The sequence below is a fragment of the Enterococcus malodoratus ATCC 43197 genome (genome assembly GCF_000407185.1).
In the GTDB taxonomy this organism is placed as follows: domain Bacteria; phylum Bacillota; class Bacilli; order Lactobacillales; family Enterococcaceae; genus Enterococcus_A; species Enterococcus_A malodoratus.
On record NZ_KE136481.1, the window covers coordinates 470,102 to 490,452 of the forward strand.

19 protein-coding genes are annotated in these 20,351 nt (G+C 37.7%); 3 read left to right on the top strand and 16 right to left on the bottom strand.

Annotated elements, in window-relative coordinates:
* Positions 1-80 precede the first annotated feature (80 nt).
* Complete coding sequence (fss3, locus tag I585_RS02245; RefSeq protein WP_010739407.1) at positions 81-3,299, bottom strand: fibrinogen-binding MSCRAMM adhesin Fss3; 3,219 nt, start codon at positions 3,297-3,299, stop codon at positions 81-83.
* A gap of 334 nt (positions 3,300-3,633) precedes the next feature.
* Between fss3 and I585_RS02250 the strand changes: the two genes are divergently transcribed.
* Positions 3,634-4,623: an IS30 family transposase gene (locus I585_RS02250; RefSeq protein ID WP_002287934.1), complete on the top strand. Its 990-nt coding sequence runs from the start codon at positions 3,634-3,636 to the stop codon at positions 4,621-4,623.
* Positions 4,624-4,878: 255 nt separating this feature from the next.
* Positions 4,879-6,069, top strand: coding sequence for an IS256 family transposase (locus tag I585_RS02255; protein WP_010739124.1), 1,191 nt, complete (start codon positions 4,879-4,881; stop codon positions 6,067-6,069).
* A 786-nt stretch (positions 6,070-6,855) separates the two neighbouring features.
* Here I585_RS02255 and I585_RS02260 read toward each other — a convergent pair.
* The 14 genes from I585_RS02260 to I585_RS02325 form a co-directional block, all read right to left on the bottom strand.
* Entirely contained in the window at positions 6,856-7,869 is a 1,014-nt protein-coding gene (locus I585_RS02260) for a C45 family autoproteolytic acyltransferase/hydrolase (RefSeq protein ID WP_010739408.1), read from the bottom strand.
* Between the two features lie 151 nt (positions 7,870-8,020).
* Complete coding sequence (gene lepB / locus I585_RS02265) at positions 8,021-8,569, bottom strand: signal peptidase I (RefSeq protein ID WP_010739409.1); 549 nt, start codon at positions 8,567-8,569, stop codon at positions 8,021-8,023.
* Between the two features lie 42 nt (positions 8,570-8,611).
* Complete coding sequence (locus tag I585_RS02270) at positions 8,612-10,033, bottom strand: S41 family peptidase (protein ID WP_010739410.1); 1,422 nt, start codon at positions 10,031-10,033, stop codon at positions 8,612-8,614.
* Positions 10,034-10,115: 82 nt separating this feature from the next.
* Positions 10,116-10,337: a YozE family protein gene (locus tag I585_RS02275; protein ID WP_034708599.1), complete on the bottom strand. Its 222-nt coding sequence runs from the start codon at positions 10,335-10,337 to the stop codon at positions 10,116-10,118.
* A gap of 35 nt (positions 10,338-10,372) precedes the next feature.
* The gene (locus I585_RS02280; protein WP_010739412.1) at positions 10,373-11,038 is read right to left on the bottom strand and encodes a YpmS family protein; all 666 of its coding nucleotides are present in this window, start codon (positions 11,036-11,038) and stop codon (positions 10,373-10,375) included.
* Positions 11,038-11,889: an SGNH/GDSL hydrolase family protein gene (locus tag I585_RS02285; RefSeq protein WP_010739413.1), complete on the bottom strand. Its 852-nt coding sequence runs from the start codon at positions 11,887-11,889 to the stop codon at positions 11,038-11,040. Before I585_RS02285 ends, I585_RS02280 begins: the two co-directional genes overlap by 1 nt.
* Positions 11,890-11,939: 50 nt before the next feature.
* Positions 11,940-12,779 (bottom strand): DegV family protein, encoded by an 840-nt coding sequence (locus I585_RS02290; protein ID WP_010739414.1) that lies wholly within the window; start codon positions 12,777-12,779, stop codon positions 11,940-11,942.
* Positions 12,780-12,889: 110 nt separating this feature from the next.
* Entirely contained in the window at positions 12,890-13,384 is a 495-nt protein-coding gene (locus I585_RS02295; RefSeq protein WP_010739415.1) for a dihydrofolate reductase, read from the bottom strand.
* Positions 13,385-13,470: 86 nt separating this feature from the next.
* Complete coding sequence (locus I585_RS02300; RefSeq protein WP_010739416.1) at positions 13,471-15,345, bottom strand: ABC-F family ATP-binding cassette domain-containing protein; 1,875 nt, start codon at positions 15,343-15,345, stop codon at positions 13,471-13,473.
* Between the two features lie 80 nt (positions 15,346-15,425).
* Entirely contained in the window at positions 15,426-16,007 is a 582-nt protein-coding gene (locus tag I585_RS02305; RefSeq protein WP_010739417.1) for a MarR family winged helix-turn-helix transcriptional regulator, read from the bottom strand.
* Positions 16,008-16,188: 181 nt separating this feature from the next.
* A complete protein-coding gene (locus tag I585_RS02310) occupies positions 16,189-16,641 on the bottom strand; it encodes an apurinic/apyrimidinic endonuclease family protein (protein ID WP_010739418.1) in 453 nt (150 codons plus the stop codon).
* 72 nt (positions 16,642-16,713) lie between these two features.
* Positions 16,714-17,076, bottom strand: coding sequence for a thioesterase family protein (locus I585_RS02315; RefSeq protein WP_010739419.1), 363 nt, complete (start codon positions 17,074-17,076; stop codon positions 16,714-16,716).
* Positions 17,073-18,290, bottom strand: a complete 1,218-nt coding sequence (locus I585_RS02320; RefSeq protein WP_010739420.1) for a CCA tRNA nucleotidyltransferase — start codon at positions 18,288-18,290, stop codon at positions 17,073-17,075. The genes I585_RS02315 and I585_RS02320 overlap by 4 nt, the downstream gene beginning before the upstream one ends.
* Positions 18,287-18,637 carry a nucleotide pyrophosphohydrolase gene (locus tag I585_RS02325; RefSeq protein ID WP_010739421.1) on the bottom strand — a complete coding sequence of 117 codons (351 nt, stop codon included), beginning with the start codon at positions 18,635-18,637 and terminating at the stop codon, positions 18,287-18,289. Before I585_RS02325 ends, I585_RS02320 begins: the two co-directional genes overlap by 4 nt.
* Positions 18,638-18,870: 233 nt before the next feature.
* Between I585_RS02325 and I585_RS02330 the strand changes: the two genes are divergently transcribed.
* Entirely contained in the window at positions 18,871-19,761 is an 891-nt protein-coding gene (locus I585_RS02330; RefSeq protein ID WP_010739422.1) for a YitT family protein, read from the top strand.
* Positions 19,762-19,804: 43 nt separating this feature from the next.
* Here I585_RS02330 and I585_RS02335 read toward each other — a convergent pair whose 3' ends face one another.
* Positions 19,805-20,350 (bottom strand): YpiB family protein, encoded by a 546-nt coding sequence (locus I585_RS02335; RefSeq protein ID WP_010739423.1) that lies wholly within the window; start codon positions 20,348-20,350, stop codon positions 19,805-19,807.
* Position 20,351 lies beyond the last annotated feature (1 nt).

Genomic DNA, 20,351 nt, shown 5'->3' on the forward strand with positions numbered 1-20,351 from the left:
TACAAAAATAGCGCGACCACTTTTTTAGGAGGCGGTCGCGCACGTTGTTTCTTATAATTTACTTGTATCATCTCATCACCTTAGTTCCGGCGATTCCAGAAATAATAGCCAGCTGTCGCAAAGATCAAAGTAAAGCCAACAAACAGTAACACATTAGAAGTTTTCTCCCCAGTTTGTGGGAACGTCTTCACTGTAGGACTAGATTCTTGAGAGTCACTTGGTATTTCCGGTTGTTCTGGTGTGCTTGGTGTGGTCGGAACTTTTTTTGGAGTTAAGGTTTGGGATTTTTCTTTCAAATCTTCATTGTGTTTTCCATTGATATTTCCATCTTTATCATAGTTAATTTCTTTAAAGGTAAAACTTGTACCTTCTGGATATTTACTTGTATCCACTTTTTCCGCAAGCACGGTTTTGGTAAATTCTTTATCATTCACTTCGTAATCAATTTTGCCAGATTTCCAAATTTCTTTAGTCGTACCATCTGGTAGTAACGCATATAGAACTGTTTCAAAAGCCTCTTTTGAGCCATCCAGTACACCATGGGTAATGGATATATCATCAAACATATCTACCACGTCACCATGAGTGAAAGCTTGCGAACCGTCTTCTAAGTGCGCTTTCGTTTGAATGGAAACATGGCGTTCCACCGTACAATTAACAGTTTGGGCTTGGTTATTCAAACTAGCATCCTTTGCTACTGGCTCATCGCCCACTTCAAAGGCTTCCTTGTTTTCATAAACATAATTAAACAAGACAATGGTTTTATCCAAAACTTGTTCAGCCGTTAGTTTATGCAGAATTTCCCAAGTTCCTGTTTTCTCTTTGTTCGCCAAAGTTGCAGTCGTTTCAGCAATTACCACTGGTTTGGCCTTTTCATCTTTTTCTTGAACAGCTTTTGTCGCTTCCACATCAATGGCTTGCGCTACCACATACCAGTCTTCTTTGATTTCATGGAGATTGTAACTCAATTTATCAACTAGCTCGGTAGAATCCAGAGAAGTTAATTCTTTGTTTCCGTCCTTCCAAGTCGCAAGGGAAGTTAAACTATCTTCTTCCTCAGGTAAATCATAGAGCATCAAACGATTCAAACTAACGGAAAATGCGTTGTTCGTCAGTTTCTCGTAAGGAACGGTCACCGTTTTAATCGGTTGTTTTTGTCCTTTTTCAGTAATGGTAAAGACATATTCACTCTTCACAAAGTCTTCCTTGTTTTCCTTAAAAGTAGAACGGATTTCTAAAGGCGTAATCTTTTGAAATCCTTCTGGCGCTTCTATTTCTTCAAGTAAATAATCCCCATAAGGAAGATTTTCAAACTTGCCATAGCCATCAAAACCTAATTGCTCGTTATAAGCTGTGGTCGCTTCATCTTCAGCACCTGTGATTTCATTGGTTCCTTCCAATGGCGATACTTTAAAGGTCAGATCGTTGAAGCCAGTTTCAGTAGTCCCCGCAGCTGATCCAGCAAATTTAAAGAAATCAAATCCAAAGCGAATGACTTGTTCCTTTGCCGTAACATCTCGGATAATCACGGCATTTTTTTCGTTATCATCCACCTTTTTGATGGATACAGGATACTTCGTTTCATCCAAAGTATATCCTTCAGGTGCTTTGGTTTCTTGCCAGTAATACTCGTTAATCGCCAGGTGTTTAACGGCAACTTGATTTTTTTCATCTAAAGTCAAAGTCACCGTTTCATCAGAAGCTTTCGTTCCCTTAACTAATTCTGGTTTAAAAGCTTCATTCCATTTAACAGCTTGACCATCTTTTGCAGTAAAGAGAGTATATTCAGCTCCTTTAAACTCAGCTTTCCCTTGAGTTTCATTACCGGTATCTTTGTCTTCTTTTGTCAAAGTGGTTTCACCAGTGATTTCTTGGTTCTGCCCTTTTACGTTACTGGTCACAAGGGCTACAGTTTGATTGGCATACTTCAATTCGACTTTTACGGGTTTAAAGGTATTTACAAATCCATTACTAGCTTTGGTTTCTATCACGTAGTAAGTTCCCAACTCCAACGCATCGGCACTCTCTTTTGGTGTTTCTGCATGGCCTTTTTCATCCGTGGTTATTTCTTGAACGATTTCACCAGTTGGGCTATCTTTGCGAATCGCAAACGTGTTTCCAGCTAAAGAATAGTTGTCATTCCAAAGATCACTTCCTGTTTCAACTCCGGTTTTATCCAGAATGATTTGACCTTTTTCTCGCGTATTTTTTGAAGTCACAGAAATGGTTTCACCTGCTTTAATTGTGGCAGTCAGGGTTGTGGTATCAATCGTATAAGGCGCCGGCACTGATTTTTCAGTAATGGTTACCTTCGTACCATGAGGAATCCCATCCAATATCGCAATGCCTTCTTTATCAGTAGTTACATCTTTTGCGGGTAACACTTTTCCAAAATCTAAATGGAAAACCGTCCCTGGTACAACTTCACCAGTTTCTTTATCGACTTTTTTGATTTTTAAAGCACCCTCAGTTTCCACATCAATTTTGATCGTGTAAGTGTTCGGTTTATCAATCGCCCCGGCCATCAAGGTCTGTTGTCCAGCCATCTTATAAGCGACCGGTGTTCCGGTACCAGCAGATTTTTTAAGCGTCAACACCCCACTTTCTTTTGAATTGGCATTCGGTGTGATGACCAATTGATTGCCATTCACGCGATAATCAATGTTTGCGGTATTTTCCACAACTTCATCGAACTCTGACAAATTCAAATTATTCGTATCCGTTACGGTTGTCGATTGTCCTAAAACTGTTTTGACTGTGGAATTATGGAAGCTTGGTTTCTTCTGATAGTTTGCGATTGCTTGATTAATTTTCGCTTCAATGACTGCGATATTTACGGAACTACCATCTGGATGCTTCATAGAGTGAAGAGTATAACCATTAACTTCTTGCCAAATCATCTTTTGAGCAACCATTTGTGTATCAATATCTGTACCGGCGTTTTTCCATAACACTGAAACTAATTTGGCTTTCTCCGACATATCAGGCAATGGATTTTTCTCATAACCTGGCGTGAACTCATTGTAAATTGGCACTCCCGGTTCGATACAGAAAATATCTTGTTTCTCCCCATTATAGATAGCATAGTGAGGAACAGTTACCTCAGATAATGTTCGACCATCGCTGAACGTACCTTCAACTGCGTATAAATGTGATAAATCGCAGTGCACAGTCACTGTTTGTGGATGAGTAATCTCATCGGCCAGAGCAATCGTAGGACCAATCGCTCCGCCAATTGTTTGACCCAACAGAGCTAAAGTCGCAAATAATCGCCAATTTTTGAACTTTGATGTTTTCATAGTGTATTTTCCTTTCATAAAGATATTTTTTTGTTGTTGCTTTTTTCTGCATATCTTTCTAAATTGATTCTGTACTCGACCTGGATAGCAAAATAAAGCGCAACAAACCTCCACAAACTTATATTGATGCTCGTTATTTAATATGATACGATGTGCCTGCATACGGTAGGTAATACGATTTGATTATGAACACAGATATGATAGCCTTGTATCGGCTGAGCTGACTTGTCTTAAGTTAGCTCCTAGTTGGAAGCGGATCTCATATCTGTGAAGGTTCATTGTCAAATCATTCGTTGCCGTAGTAATTAATAGAGCAAGGGAGCTAGTTTGATACATGGTATATAAGCATTTAACCGCTGAAGAGCGCGGGAAAATTGAAGCCTATCTTGACGAAGGATTACGACCAGCTGAAATAGCACGTAGATTAGATCGCCATCGTTCAACAATCACTCGGGAGATTCAACGGGGGACTGAAGCTAGAAAAGCCAACAGTATCGCACGGTTGCCTTATCAAGCTTCAAGTGCACAAAATATTGCTAAATTGCGGAAAAAGAACTGTGGAGTTACTAAAAAAGCCACGATTCACAATATAAAAACTATTTTAAAATATCTGAATCTAAAATATTCTCCAGAACAAATTGCACATTCCGTTAAAAGCGTAAAGGTATGTACATCCACGATCTATAACTGGATTTACTCAAAAACCATTGATTTCAACATCAAAAAGCTTAGGAGACATGGAAAAAGATATAAAGTAAAGTCATCTGGATCGAAGATTCGCATTGATCGAGCTTTCTTTGAAAATAGAACCATTGATTTGCGCCCAGAAGCTGTTCAGCTTCGTACAGAATTTGGTCATTGGGAAGCTGATACAGTAGTTTCAAAACGTGGCATATCAACCTGTCTAGCAACTTTTATCGAAAGAAAGACACGACAATACGTAGCGATTAAACTCCCTAATAAAACAGGTCACGCTATGATGGCAGCAATTAAAAAACTAATAGAAATGTATCCTCAAGGGGTAAAATCTATTACTTGTGATCGAGGAACTGAATTTGTAAATCAATTTCAAGTCGGGCTTATTGAAGACACCTTCGGGTGCAACATTTACTATGCAAATCCGTATGCACCTCATGAACGTGGTTCTAACGAAAATCATAATGGATTACTTAGAGAATATTTCCCTAAACCGTTTAATTTTAAGACTGTCTCGCAGCGCATCGTCGATGACGCTGTAGAAAGCTTAAATACTCGACCAAGAAAAATTCTAAAGTGGAAAACACCAGCTCAAAAGTTTAAACTAGAATACGCGAGAATTACATGATATTTTCAAGAGGATATTTCATTTGTTATAAAAATGTTTTTACGAACGATTACAATTTTTTGAATTTTATATAATTATAAAGCTAAGCGAAAGACGAACGATGTTTATCTAATAACAGTGAATAGTTGCACTTAATCTTAACATTCGCCGATTCTGTACTCGAGAGTGTAAAATATTTTGTGTAAATAGAAAAAAGGAAGTCCCTTCTGTAGAATAGAGTTACCACAACACATTCACAGAAAAGAGGGCTTCCATATGAACGATTTTACTACAGAAATTCTAAAGACTCTAGCGAACAAAGGCGATTTGAATGAATTATTCCGTGTCCATTTGGAAAAAGCTGTCAATACGCTTCTCAAAACGGAGTTAACGGCTTTCCTCGATTACGAAAAGTACGATCGCATTGGTTTTAACACGGGTAATTCTCGTAACGGCTCCTATGACCGTACGGTCAAGACCGAGTACGGGGAACTTCATCTCCAGATTCCGCGCGACCGCAACGGCGAGTTCAAGCAACAGACTGTTCCTGCTTATAGACGGACGAATGATACCTTAGAGGAGACCGTCATTCACCTCTTCCGAAAAGGTATTACCATGTCGGAAATCGCAGACTTGATTGAGAAAATGTATGGGCATCACTACACGCCCCAAACCATGTCCAATATGACTAAATCATTTACGGAAGAAGTCACTTCATTTAAGGAACGTGAGCTTCATGACCGTTATGCCGCTATTTATATGGACGCAACCTATATCCCTTTAAAGCGGAAAACCGTCGCCAAGGAAGCCATTCATATCGCAGTTGGCATTCGCCCGGACGGTTCAAAGGAAGTGTTGAGCTATGCGATTGCACCAACTGAATCTATCACGATTTGGGAAGAGATTTTAATAGACCTCCAGGAACGTGGCGTGAAAAACGTCCTCCTTTTCATCACGGATGGCTTAAAGGGGATGGCAGGGGCCGTGCAGCGGTTCTACCCCAAAGCCCGTTTTCAACATTGCTGTGTGCACGTTTCCCGTAATATCAGTCACAAAGTGCGTGTCGATGATCGTAAGGAAGTCTGTGATGATTTTAAAATGGTGTATCAAGCGTCATCTAAAAAGGCGGCATTGGAAGCACGTGGTGCTTTTGCGGAAAAATGGAAAACCAGCTATCCAAAAATGGTGGAATCGATCCTTTCGAACGATTACCTGCTCACTTTCTATGATTTCCCATTAGCCATACGCAAGACTATTTACTCTACGAACTTGATTGAATCCTTTAATAAGCAAATCAAGAAATACAGCCACCGCAAGGAACAGTTCCAAAATGAAGAGTCGATGGAACGTTTCTTAGTCTCGTCTTTTGATACTCACAACCAAAAATTCCTAGGTCGCAGTCATAAAGGTTTCCAACAGGCCGAAGGCGAGCTCGAACAAATGCTGAGTCAACCGATGGAGAATTAGAAACAATCTACAGTAGGGAAGAACCATTTACACAAAATTATTGACGCTCCCCTGTACTCACCTTGTATGCTTAAAAAGCAAATAAAAAAGACATCAACTTGTGATGTCTTAGAAATTACTTATTCGTTATTAAATGAAATTCGAACTACGTTACATTCTTATAAAGAAACTTACTTAATATATACTCAAACAGGATTTAGCGTGTCCATCCATGCTGTTAATAGTAAACGCTAATTGCATGGGACAAAATATGGGACAGTTTGGGACATTCATATAAAACTATGAACAATATGATTTCCAACTTTAAAAAAATATTAATTTTATCATTCATTATAAATAACACAAAAAATATACGTTTTCACTGTTATCACAATGATGGGAGAAAGAAATATTACATATATTTTATAAATCAATATCTAAAATTTAGTAAACTACTTTTTGTCAGAAGGAAACCATTGAATAGTCATATATGTATTTCCTCCTTAAAGAAAAAAGTGCTTTTATGGGTTAACTAGTAAAAGTTCGTTTTACAAAATGGACATCATCAGTCAATGACCTTGTAAAATAACGAAATTTAATCAACACTTATTTGGTATTCTAAACTATCTTTTACTTCTAGTACCTTATTATTCCTTTTCCACACGTTATTGTATCATAATTAACTTTTGTGTGTACCACTCTGCGAAACGTTTTTTTATAAACTTGACTCAGTTTTCTTTAACATATAAAAAAAGCAATCACAAATTTTTTCCCTGAATTCTGTGATTGCTTCCGTATTCATTTTTACTATTGATTAAAGATAAATCTAGTATCTTTCTTATACTTCTTTCGTGAGGGATTTCCTTCACAACGATAGGCTTGATCATTTTTCAAATCATAAATTGCGGACCAAACAGTGTCTTTTCCCGTCTTACGGTCATATTGACATATAAAACCAAACTCGCCACCCAATAATTGTTTCGCCTCTGACACGCCCATAGACTGAGAATGAGCATTCAAATAACTGTCCAGTGTTTCATAACGTTCTTCCGCAAACCAATCATCCTCCAATGATATCTTATGAGAATTCACTTTCGGTAAATGAAAGCTGTTTGTGGCACATAGATAGCCATCTCCATTTAAAGAAGAATACACCAATTTTTCATTCGTGAATTCAACCAAATAAGCTGCCCCCGAAGAATCAGCCATTACTAATGTACCGGCCGAACAACGTGGAATTTTTCCAAGTAAATCGATCGCTTCTGCTACAGTTCGGCATTTTTCTAGCAACATTCTCAGTATTAGACCAACATTCATTCCGGGTTTTATCGAATCAGGGAAAACGGAGGTAAGAGCAATAGCAAACCCCCATTGGTTAATCCCATCTTCCATTTCCACAAATGCCGTCGTATTTCCTGAAAAAGCGTAAGATTCAGTTGCTTTGAATGAATATAGACAATTCATATATAATTTTTCGATAGCCGTCAAAAAGTCACTATTTCGTCCGAGTAAAAAGGCTCGTTCATTTTTTACAATGAAACTTGAACAATTTGTGACTCTGACAAGTGCATACATTGGAAAAAGAATGGTATATAGAGATTCTGAGTCAACTTTTTGACCATCCGCAATACCATTTATCTCATCGATAACTTCCGGAAAAAAATCTTCATAGTAAGGTAAACAGGCTTTGGAAAAATCCCTCATCTCCTGGGTTATTTCAAAAGGGATATTGTCAAGCAGACATTTACCATTCTTTTTTATTAGTTCTCCCCATCTCTTGCCTATTTCGTAGTGAGTGCCATTAAATCGCGCATGATACATATCTTTTTCTCCTTCATAATTGATTAGGAGTCGACTTCCTACCTCAAGAGTACCGTAATAAAAATTTAACTGCAATTGAATAAAATGAGAACTTTTCTCAATTTTTTTTCTTTTATTTTGAACAAAGAAAAAGGATGGGAATCCCATCCTTTTATGAAATAATTTTTATATGTGTTAACGGATAGTAAACCGCTTGTGCTTTACCTAAGATGTCCTTACTCTGAACAGTACCGAAAGAACGGCTATCCTTTGATATTCGTCGATTATCCCCTAAAACAAAATACTCATTTTTAGGTAACCGTCCTTCGCCGATCAATTCGTTTAATTGAAAATCAGTTGTGTATGGAGAAACTTGATGATCATGACTTCGATTATTCGTGAGAAAGGACTCTGTAAGCTTATCACCATTAATATACAATTGATCCTTTTCATAACGGATTTCATCACCCGGTAGTCCTATTACGCGTTTGATATAGATCGTGCCATCAGGTTGTTGGAAAACGATAACATCAAAACGTTTGACCTTGCTAAATTTTTCCATCAAGATCATATCCCCTTGCGTTAGGGTTTGGTCCATTGAATTTCCAGTTACGGGTACAGGGATCAATAAAAAGCCCCGGATGACCACACCAACAAAGAGGGAAATCAACAAATATTTAACACCTAACCATAAATGACCCTTTGTCAGCAAGTTTTTCAATGACTTCCCTCCTCGCTATCAAGAAAACGGAGCTCAACTCTACTACTTATTTTTCAATGTCTCAATAGCTTTAGCATATGCGACATCATTTGTTTTGACCAGTTTAAACACTTTTTCTTGTAAAACATCTACTGTTTTAACGTCTAACGCACCTGTTGCTGATAAATTATTCTCTGTCTGAATCTCAGTTACGGCATCTCTAGTCGCTTCATTGAATAAACTTCCTTCGGTTGGATATCCCAGTGCCTTTAGCATCGTATTAATATTCTTGATTGCATCTCCAGAATCACCAATACGCCAGTTAGACTGTTTTGAGATAGGAGGCAATTTAGCATACTCAGGATAATCAGCTTCAATCGTCGGCGTAACGCCCTTGCCCTCGACTGATGAGCCATCTGGAGCAAACCATTTCATAATCGTTAACTGGATATAATTATCTTTTCCAATCGGACTAATACTCTGAACGCTGCCTTTACCAAAGGTATTAACACCAATGATTGGGTAGTTCTTATTTTTGACTGCTGCTGCCAAAAGTTCTGCCCCATAAGAGCTCTCTTGATCCACTAAAAATACTGTGGGTTCCTTAACCTTAAAGCCTTGGTCAATTTTTTTCCCGGCTTTATCAATTGAGATGACTTTTTTGTTATTTGAAAATTGCGCAATCGTATCTCCATTTTCTAGAAAATAACTAGCAACTCGTTCCGCCTCAGCCATCAAACCACCCGAATTTTGACGTAAATCAATTACAAATGATTTAGCGCCCTCTTTACGTAATTGCTCGATAATCGTTCGAAACTCTAGTGCTGTCGTCTCACGGAAATTGTCAATTTGGATTGAACCAATTGACTTATCTTTCGAATCAAGAGCTCCCTTAACGGTGTCCTCCGGAACGACATCTCGCTCAATTGAAACTTCAAATTGCTCGTTGTCCCTTTGAATCAATAATTTGACTTGTGTCCCTTTTTTTCCGCGTATCATATTTGCCACTTGATCAATCGACTTATCTTGTGTTTTTTGACCATCCACTTCTAAGATAATATCCTTGGCCTTCAATTTAGCTTTTTCGGCCGGAGAATTTTTGACAGGAACACGATCAATCACTGGTAAGCGATTTTCGAGTTGAAGATTTGCTCCAATCCCCTCAAAACTTCCAGCCACTTTTGCATTTAGATCTTTGGTTTCTTTTGCTGTTAGAAATTCAGATTCAGGATCTTGAAGAGATTCAGTCATTCCCTTTAAAGCACCTTGAATCAACTGTTCCTTATCAACTTTATCCACGTAATTTGTGCTGATTAAATCATACAAATCTTGGACATCATCTAGATCGTTCCTTGTAATTTTAACAACCGAATCATTATCCATCGCTTGCTTTTGTTCAATAAAATGAGTTACTACCGCGGTAATCACGACAGTACATACGATCGATATTAAAAAAATCGATACTGGTAACGTTTTTTTTTGCAAGGCGCATTTTCCTTTCACCCTTTTTTTCATGATAGCACGCTAGAAAAAAAAGGAAAAGCTTTCCACGACTTTTCCTTTTTAATTATTTATTGTTTTCTAAATATTTATCCCAAACTTGATCAAAAAGATCCATCGAGTCTAAATAGTCGACACTCAATTCTAAGTAATCCGTAATCTCATGATAATCCTCCGATTGTTTAGGAAACATGATGTCTTTTGCGACTGATCCAGCAAATGCTTCAACAGGATCATGGGGATTATGACCACGCTGTGTCAAAATATAATGATAAAAACTTCTTCTCATTTTTTCACCTCGATGATTACCATTGTTTCTTTTGATCAATCATCCGCCTTCTTTTCTTTTGGTAGATATAAACTAAATTGGATATCATCACCGACAAGATCGATGTGATTTGCTTTGATAAACATTCCGTTATTCAATTTGAACTCATTCAACTTCAAAACAATTGTTTGTTCTTCTGGATCAATGGCTACCCATTTAGGAAACTTATAACCACGTTTAACGGTCGCCATGACTTGACTTACAGGCAAGTTTAACGAACCAATTGACAAATCACGAGCTTTTAATTGAACATTGCCATTATCCATAACATACGGATCAAAGTAAAGATAAAAATCGACCTTGGCACCTAAAATTTTGAACTCACCTTTAAGCATCGCTTGGTTTTCTAAATAGAATTCATATTTAACATCCGATCCTTTTTGTAAGTCATTCAAAAAGTATGCCATCACAGTGTTCAATTTTTTCTTATTTGTATTCATTGAGAGCACAGGAGAACCTTTTGGTACCGTTGTTTCACTACTTGGCGGAAGATTCGTTTCACGAGCCGTAAAAATTCGTACCGTTGAAAAGATGACTCCACCTAAAATTATGCCTATCAAAACCAGAAAAGCAATTTTCCAACCATTGACTTTCTTCTTCACTTTGTTCGTTCTGCTAGATTCTTCTTTTTTTGTTTCTTTGTTTTCTTCCTTTTCTGCCATTAATTGTTCTCCTTTGTTAACCATAAATCCTTTGTATCCACAATTTTTTCTTGAATCGCCGTAGCCATCAATTGATAACCTAAGTTATTCGGATGAAAATTATCTTCGTCATATAACGCGTTGTTCTTCACTTCAGCGCTTGAGCTTTCGCCTGTTTTTTGACTATCCTTCGTTGCGATGCCTTTATATAATAAATCATTTACTGGAACAAAAAAGCAATTTTTCGTTTCTTTGGCTAAACCTTTTGTCTCATCATTCCAATTATCAACAACAGTCTGCATCGCTTTGATGTCTGGAAAATTCAAATAATACGGATTATAGATACCGACAATATAAATCGGTGCTTTCGAGTTCAATTCCCGCATCTCAGATAAAATATCCTGAACTTGCTTTCCATATTTTTTAATCGAACGATCAAATTGTTTCGCAGTCTTCGCAGTCAGATTTTTTTGAAACGCTTGAAAAAGATCGTTGCCTCCAACCGTCATAGTAATAATATCAGCACTGGCTAAACTATTTCTCAGGTCGGAATCCTTTTTCACCCGTTTTAAAATTTGATCACTGCGTTCACCAGAAACACCGTAATTATCTTTCTCAACAGAAGTCAGCTCGTATTTTTGTTGTAAAGCGTCAGCGACTAATGGCACATATCCGCCACGTTTCGTCTCATCACCGACCCCTTCAGTCAATGAATCTCCCACTGCTACAAAGTGAACGGATTTCTTGTAATTCTGACTATCATCTCTAACAACGTGAATACGTGAATCAGCTTTAGGGATTGTCAGAAAAAGGATTAGTAATGTTGCTACAGCCGCAGCTAGTGGAATCAATATCGTTGAAAATCGTTTCATTCATTTACTCCTTTGTAAAAAAAGGCCTCTATTGCTAGAGGCAGGTTCAACTAATCTGTGTAATACATAATCGCAAAAGCTCCAGGTCCCGTATGTGTGGCAACGATTGGGTTAGTATGCAAAACCGGAATGTGCATATCGGGAAACATTTCCTGCAACGCTTGTTTCGCTTCATCAATAAAATCCAGCTTACCAGCGTAAGAAATTCCTATTTGCTTCACATTAACCTTTGATACCTCATCTATGAATGAAGAAAACCATTTACTGAAAGTTTTCTTTCCACGACCTTTAGTGATTGGCAAAAGCTCTCCATTTTCGAGTTCCATTACTACACGCATATTAAGTACACTGGAAATTACTCCTGCTACTCTACTAATGCGTCCACCTTTAGCCAAATTATCAAGTGAAGAGATCCCGATAAACAATTTGCTGTGATCTTTTACTCGCTCTACACCTAATAATACTTCATCAAGAGTAGCTCCTGATTGAGCCAATTTTGCAGCTTCAATGACTTGAAAGGCTTGCGATTGATCAATAAATCCGCAGTCAATTACTGTTACATCACTGCTGCTTAAAAACGTAGCTTGCCGAGCGGCTTCTGCTGTACCACTTAATGTATGAGACATGTGGATCGAAACAATTGGACTTCCATCTTTTCCTAGCTCATCATAAAGCTCTGCAAAATATCCTATTGGCGGTTGGCTCGTTTTTGGTAGATTTTTGGCCTGTGCCATCATCTCCATAAATCTCTCTCCGGTCAACTCATCATCATCAGGATAAACAACATCATCGATCATCACAGATAATGGGATAACCGTAATATTTAATTCATCTCGCACTGATTTTTCAATCGTACAGGAAGAGTCGGTTACAATTTTAACATTTGGCATTCTGATCCTTCTTTCCATACCTAGTTTCAAATTAATTTCAGTATATCAAAACTGATGAAATAAATCATTCTTGAAACTATTTCTTTATAAATCTTGAAAAAACCGTGTCACTAGGACCCGGCTCTTTCATATGTTTCAAAATAATAACGATAAGGATTTTTTTCATCTCTCTGACCCTGTTTTCGCTCAGTTAACTGCCACTTATTCCAAAGCATCAAAGGAAAATAGGCATCCCCTTCAAAACTGGCCTCAATAAACGTTCGATATATTTTTTCACAGTATGGCAAAAACTCCGTATAAATTGCGGCCCCTCCAGCAATGAAAGTCTCTCCGCCATTATTCTTATCGTAATCAATCACTTCTTCTAAAGAATGCATAACTAAGACATTCGACGCTTGATATCCTGAGTCTCGGGTTAATACAATCGTTTGACGGTTCGGTAATGGACGCCCGCCCATTCCTTCAAATGTTTTTCTTCCCATCACTAAAGTATGATTGGTCGTTGCCTCTTTAAAAAAGCGTAAATCATTTGGTAAATGCCAAGGCAGTCGATTGTTTTTACCAATTAAACCATTTTTGTCTTGCGCCCAAATCGCTATAAGCATGCCATTCCTCCTCGTTCATATTCATTCACTTGTTTTCAATCAACAAAAGAATAATGTTTTCTATACTTGTCAAATAATAGTCTAAATTAATTATCCTCAATAAGCTCGCTTAAATATTCCCAACGAGACATTTTTTCTTCTAATGATTGTTCAGTTTGATCAATTTCTTTTTGCAAATCTTGCAGTTTCGTAAAATCGTCTCCTTGATGGTTCATCGCTTCTGTCAGCTCATCGATGTTCTTCTCTAACAAGGCAATATCATCCTCAATAGTTTCCCACTCTTTTTGTTCTTTATATGAAAGTTTTTTCTTTCGTTCCTTTGGCTGCGGCTTCACTTTACTAACTTTTTCTTCTTTTACTGGAGCCTGTTGTTCCAAGAAATCCACGATAGAACCAAAATAGGAAGTAATCATGCCATTTCCTTCAAAAATCAATAATTTTTCCGCTACTTTATCTAAGAAATAACGATCATGAGAAACGGTAATCACAGCTCCAGAAAACTCTTGTAAATAATCCTCTAAGACTGTCAACGTAGCAATGTCTAAATCGTTTGTCGGCTCATCCAATAGAAGAACATTAGGCTGTTGAATCAGTAATTTTAATAAATAAAGGCGTCTCTTCTCTCCACCAGATAATTTCCCGATCAAACTACCATGCATAAAGCGTGGAAACAAGAAACGTTCTAGTATTTCAGCGACACTTATTTGTGAACCGTCTCGTTGCTTCACTTCCTCGGCAGCTTCTTGCAAATATGCAATCATCCGTTTGTTAGGATCTAAGGTTTCGTTTTGTTGAGTATAATAAGCTAAGCGAACTGTTTCGCCCATTTCGATCACTCCATTATCTAATGGAAGTCGACCGGCTAAAATGTTCAATAAAGTTGATTTTCCTGCACCGTTTTTTCCAGTGATTCCTAAACGTTCTTTTGACTGAACTAGAAGATCAAAATTTTCTAAAATAGTTTTTCCTGCAATCGCGTAGCTGGCTTGCTTAAGCTCCAAAACCTTTTTCCCTAGACGAGTTGTAGCAATGTTCATCTCCAACTGACCATCCGTTTTGACTTGGTGAAGATTATCTTTTAAATCCTCAAAACGATTGATTCGTGCTTGTTGTTTAGTCGTTCGAGCCTTAGCTCCAGCTCGCATCCAGGCCAACTCTTGTTTATAGAGTTGTTTTCTTTTCCCCTCTTGCTCGCCAGCAATACGATCTCGCTCAGCTTTTTCAACTAAATAGGCTTCATAATTTCCTTGATATTCATATAATTTTCCAAAAGAAAGTTCAAAAATACGATTGGTTACTCGATCCAAAAAATAGCGATCATGAGTGACCATTAATAGTGAGCCTGTATAACTTTTCAAATAGCTTTCTAACCATTGAATTGCATCGTAATCCAAATGGTTCGTTGGTTCATCCAATAATAATAAATCTGGTGCATCAATCAATACTTGTGCTAATGCCACACGCTTAATTTGTCCACCGGAAAGCTCATCGATTCTTTTATCCAGCGTATCGATTCCTAATTTATTTAAAATTGCCTTAGCCTCGCTATCAGCCGTCCAGGCGTCTTGTTTATTCATCGCTTCCTCAGCTACCGTAAACCGCCGTTGTGATTCTGCATTATTATCATTCGACAACTCTAATAAGGCCTTCTCGTAGTTACGTACTGTCTGCATTAATGGATTATCTCCTTGAAATACTGCGTCCAAAACCAATAAATCTGCAGAGAAAATCTGTTCTTGTGCCAAATAGCCAATTCGATAATCACTAGCTTTCTCAATTGCAGAAACATCTCCATCACCGCTATCTTGACCAGCTAAAATAGTAAGCAAGCTAGATTTCCCAGTACCATTGACCCCAATCAAGCCAATCCGATCCTTTTCATGAATTAAAAAGGAAATACGATCAAATAATGTTTTATCACCAAATGTTTTATAAAGTTCTGTAACTTTCAATTCTTTCATCTTGAACCATCCTCAAATTTCTCTACGTCATTGTATCAAAAAAAAGCCGTAAAGGAAATTTTTCCTTTACGGCTTTTAAATTACCAGTTAAATCTATTGAATTCTCCATAGTGGTGTGAGTACCCAGGCTCCATTCCATGATGTCCTTTGAAACCATGACCTTTATGATCATGAGGAGGTCGAGGTCCACCAAAGCCTCTACCGCCACCGAAAAATTCTTCAGAGTCATCTTCTCCTAATTGATTTTTCAGCGTTTCACTAATTTTTTCAACTAGACGTGACCATTCAGCCTTTTCATCATCTGTGAAATCAGCAAATAATTCTTCGCCAAAATCTGGTGTGTCAGATATTTTTTCTGCTTCCTTTTCACCAAGTTCCGTTAAGCGAATAATCATAATCCGACGATCTGCTTCTGAAGCTTCACGGGTAATCATTTCCTTATCTTCAAGTTTTTGTAATAATTCTCCAACAGATTGTGGCCGCATTCCCAAGACAAAGGTTAAATCTTTTTGGCTTATCTCAGGATTCATTTTTAGCAATGCCAGAACACGCCCTTGCCCACGATGTGGACCAAACCCTTGATTTTTTGCCATTTGACGATGATAGTAACGACGTAAGTCATGTTGAAGCTTCATAAATTGTTCATTCATTTGATTTTCCATAGATCATTTCTCCTTTTTATTCAGGTACCTTACACACTTATAATACAGGTACCTGAAGAATTAATCAAGAGGAGCAGTCGTTTTAATCAGGTACCTTAAGATTTTCTTTAAATAATTGCCTCCTTCAAAATATTTATTACAAAAAAACAGGCATCCTATTGGATACCTGTTAAATCGTTGACTAAAATTGATCACCGTACACATCATCGACATTTTTCGTTGGATCAATCACGATATATAAACTTTTTGTCTTTTCAGAAACCTTCGTTGATTGATAAATATTGTCCAAGCCTTCGTTGTCTTTATCTTTATAAGGGAAATAAACAGAATCTGGATGTCCTGCACGGAAAATAATTTCCATCCGTTCAATATCTTCAAATTTGCGTGCCCGTTCAAACATTCCTAACTCTAAACCGCCTAAATTAATATCTGTCGTTTGAACATGATCGCCCTCTTGATAAATCTCGATTTTAAATCCGGCACAAGGGTGAATCTCTACAAACTCGCTGCCATGAATTCTTCCAAAACTTGTTGTAATTTGCTTAATCCACAAATCGCCAATGTAACGACGATCGATTGTCCAGGTTTCGCCATTACGAAAATAGAATTTTAGTGCTGTCATTTCTCTTGCCATTCTACATTCTCCTCACTACTGATCTAAAATTAAGTGTAGCACACCTTGAGTAAACGGTCACATGTTGTGCTTCTACTTCAATTTTTTCAGAAAAGCTGCTGTTTCAACAATTACTCGTTGATGAACTGCTTCGCCGATCACTTGATCATCATCAAAGGCTTTTATGGAATAAGAAATTTTTTTACCATCAACCTCGAGTATCTCTGCATCAACCTTTACTGTCGAACCAACAGCCGTCGGAACTAGATGCTTTAGATCCATTTTGTAGCCAACGCTGGTTTGAACAGAGCTAAGTTCAGGTGCTAATAGAATTTTGGCACAATTTTCCATCATTGCCACCAAAGCTGGTGTTGCCAAAACATCCAAATCACCAGAACCCATCGCTAAAGCTGTTTGATCCTCACTGACTTTATACTGCTTCGTAATTTTTTTCATGACATCTCCTTTTTTAAAAATTCTTCAGCAAAAACTAAAAGTTCTTCTTTATTATTATCCAATTTACCTTCTACTACTTCTTGCTCTAAAACGTTTAGCGTCATACTAATCCATGGACCACGTGGGTAATCAAAGTGTTCCATCACCTCATTACCTTTCAAAGCAAGGTCCTTTAGTGAATAGATTGGTAAGTACTGATACAACAAACGAATTTTAGCCAAATTTGGTTCACGATCAAAATAATACAATAAGTATTCAACAGACAGCGCCAACTCACGACCTAGCTGATACAGGGTCCAGTTATCCCATTCATATTTTAAACGAAATTGCAGCGCCGGTACCATTTGAGTGACTTCTCGAATTAATTGATTTGAGCATTTCCACTCTTTCATGAAATGACGAATATTCGTAATATTCATATCAAGCATAACCATCAATAATGTCCAAGCTTGACGTTCAGTCGGAATGGCAGGCCCACGAAGTTCCGAGAAATTTAATAATGCTTCTCCATAGTTTCGTAAACCAGGGCAATAAATATAACACTCTGATTCCACAAAAGAACGCAATCCAGCCTCACGAAAAGACCCCATCATCAGTTTTACAAATTCCACATTAATTCGCTCCACCGAAATTTTGGCCAATAGAGAATGGTATTCTTGAATTGCTTCAAAAGTATTCGGTTCCAAAGTAAACCCTAGGTGACTAACAAATCGCAATGCACGCATCATACGCAATGCATCTTCATGGAATCTTTCATGCGGATTTCCTACAGCACGTAAAACTTTATTTCGCAAATCTTCTAATCCATCAAAAAGGTCTATCACGGTACCGTCGATTCCAACAGCTAATGCATTAATTGTAAAATCCCGACGTTTTAGATCTTCCTTCAACGAGCGCACAAATTCTACATGATCAGGGCGACGATAATCTTGATATGTTGATTCTGTCCGAAAAGTAGTTACTTCATAAGTAGCCTCTTTAGTGATCACCATCACCGTGCCATGATCAATGCCAACATCTATTGTGCGATGAAATAATTCTTTCACTTCCGCTGGAAAAGCACTCGTTGCGATATCCACATCATGAATTGGCTTGTTCAGTAAAATATCACGGACACTCCCGCCAACATAATACGCCTCATATCCAGCTGTTTGCAATTTCCGCAAAATAGGCATGGCCCCTTGAAATTCTAAAGGAAACGCTTCTAATCTCATTGAATATCACCTTCTGTCATACCGTCTTTACGTTCAAATCGAAAACGATCTCGTTGATTGAATTTTTCCATATTACGATTAAATGCTTCTGTTAAATCAATATCGAGAGAATTTGCCATGATAATTGTAACAAATAGGACATCGCCTAACTCTTCTTGTACCGTTTTCGGTTGTTCCGAATCTTTTTTTGCTTTTTCACCATAATGATGGTTGACCTCTCGTGCCAACTCCCCAACTTCTTCTGTTAATCGAGCCATTTGTCCTAATGGTGAAAAATAACCCGTTTTGAATTGCTGGATATAATCATCAACTTCTTGTTGCATGATTTTCATTGTCTTTTCATTCATCAAACCACCTCAAACCTATCTTATCAAAAAACAGATTTGTTTCCTATCATGTTGTTGTAACAATCTGATTTTCATGCTATGTTGATTGAGGACGAATTTTGAGATACTATTTCAACTTTTTATTTTTACAGTTCGGCATAAAAGAAAATGAATGGCTTGTTTGAATGACATTCAGCATTCAAATCAGTCAATTTTTTCATGGAAATACATTCAATCAAATTAGGAGGTGTCGTATGGAAACGACTATGACTACACGGATCAAAGAAATTATTTTTATTGTGGTGGGAACTGCTATTTATGCATTTGGTCTAGTCTACTTGAATATTGCAAATCATTTGGCAGAAGGCGGCGTCACTGGTATCACTTTGATTATTCGAGCACTTGTTGGGATTGATCCTGCATATACCACTTTGATTATTAATATTCCATTGATTTTAATCGGTGGAAAAATTCTAGGAAAACGTTCCTTCTACTATACAATTTTAGGGACTGTTTGTTTGTCAGTCTTTTTATGGATTTGGCAAAGAATTCCCTTACAGATCAATTTAGATCACGACTTGTTTATCGTCTCTATTTTAGCGGGACTATTCGCTGGATTTGGTAGCGGATTAGTTTATCGGAATGGTGGAACGACTGGTGGGGCAGACGTTATTGCGCGGATTCTGGAGCAAAGATTTGGCTTCACGATGGGAAAATCACTATTGGTTTTTGATATTATTGTTTTGATTTGTTCACTGACTTATCTTGATTTAAAGCGGATGATGTACACCCTGATCGTATCCTTTGTTTTCAGCAAAGTGGTCGATGTCCTTTCATCTGGTGGTTATGCCGCCAAAGGCGTGATGATTATTTCCAATGAAAGCAATGTGATCGCCGAGTTATTAATGGCCCATTTGGAACGCGGTGTCACATATCTCCACGGCGAAGGTGGTTTCTCTTCAGAATTAAAACGGATCGTTTATATCGTAGTTTCACAACAAGAAATTAATGAAGTGAAAAAGATCATTCATTCTGTTGATGAAAAAGCATTCATATTAATCAGCAATGTTCACGACGTAGAAGGCGAAGGCTTTACCTATTTAAAACCGCAACGACGTAGATTCACCTTAAAACGAGGTGAATAAAAAAACTAGCACAGACCGTGTAATCCACGTCTGTGCTAGTTTTTTATTCGTGTAAAGTCAATTTTAGCCGATTCAATTCATCAGACAAAATCAGAAAAGCTTCTTTGTCGCCATCCTCCAAAGCCATATCAATTTGTTTTTTTAATAAATCAACTTGTGCTTCTTGTTCTTGGTGTTTTAAGAAGTTTTCAACTTCAGAAACGATCTCTTCACTGACATTATCATTCCAAGAAAGCGCAGGGTTGTCTTCTAAAACCGATAGATACTGTGCATTCTGCCAAGAATTAGGAAAGACGCATTCTAAATATAAAGGCTGCTGCCAATGTAGACGAATCTCATGAAAAATCTGATCACTATTGGAAAACTGATGCCCCTCTACCGAAAACATCATCGGATCTTCACGTTGCGAGATATCCCGAAAGACCAAACCTCGATTCGTTGCCATGGCCTGTTCCACAATATGAACATTCCGTAAAATTGCTTCATGATTAATTAGATAGTTTAAGATCCAAATCACTTCTCGTCGTTGAAAGCTCACATTATTGATCAACCAAACGAGAAACTCACGTTTTTCACCAACATCGATCATT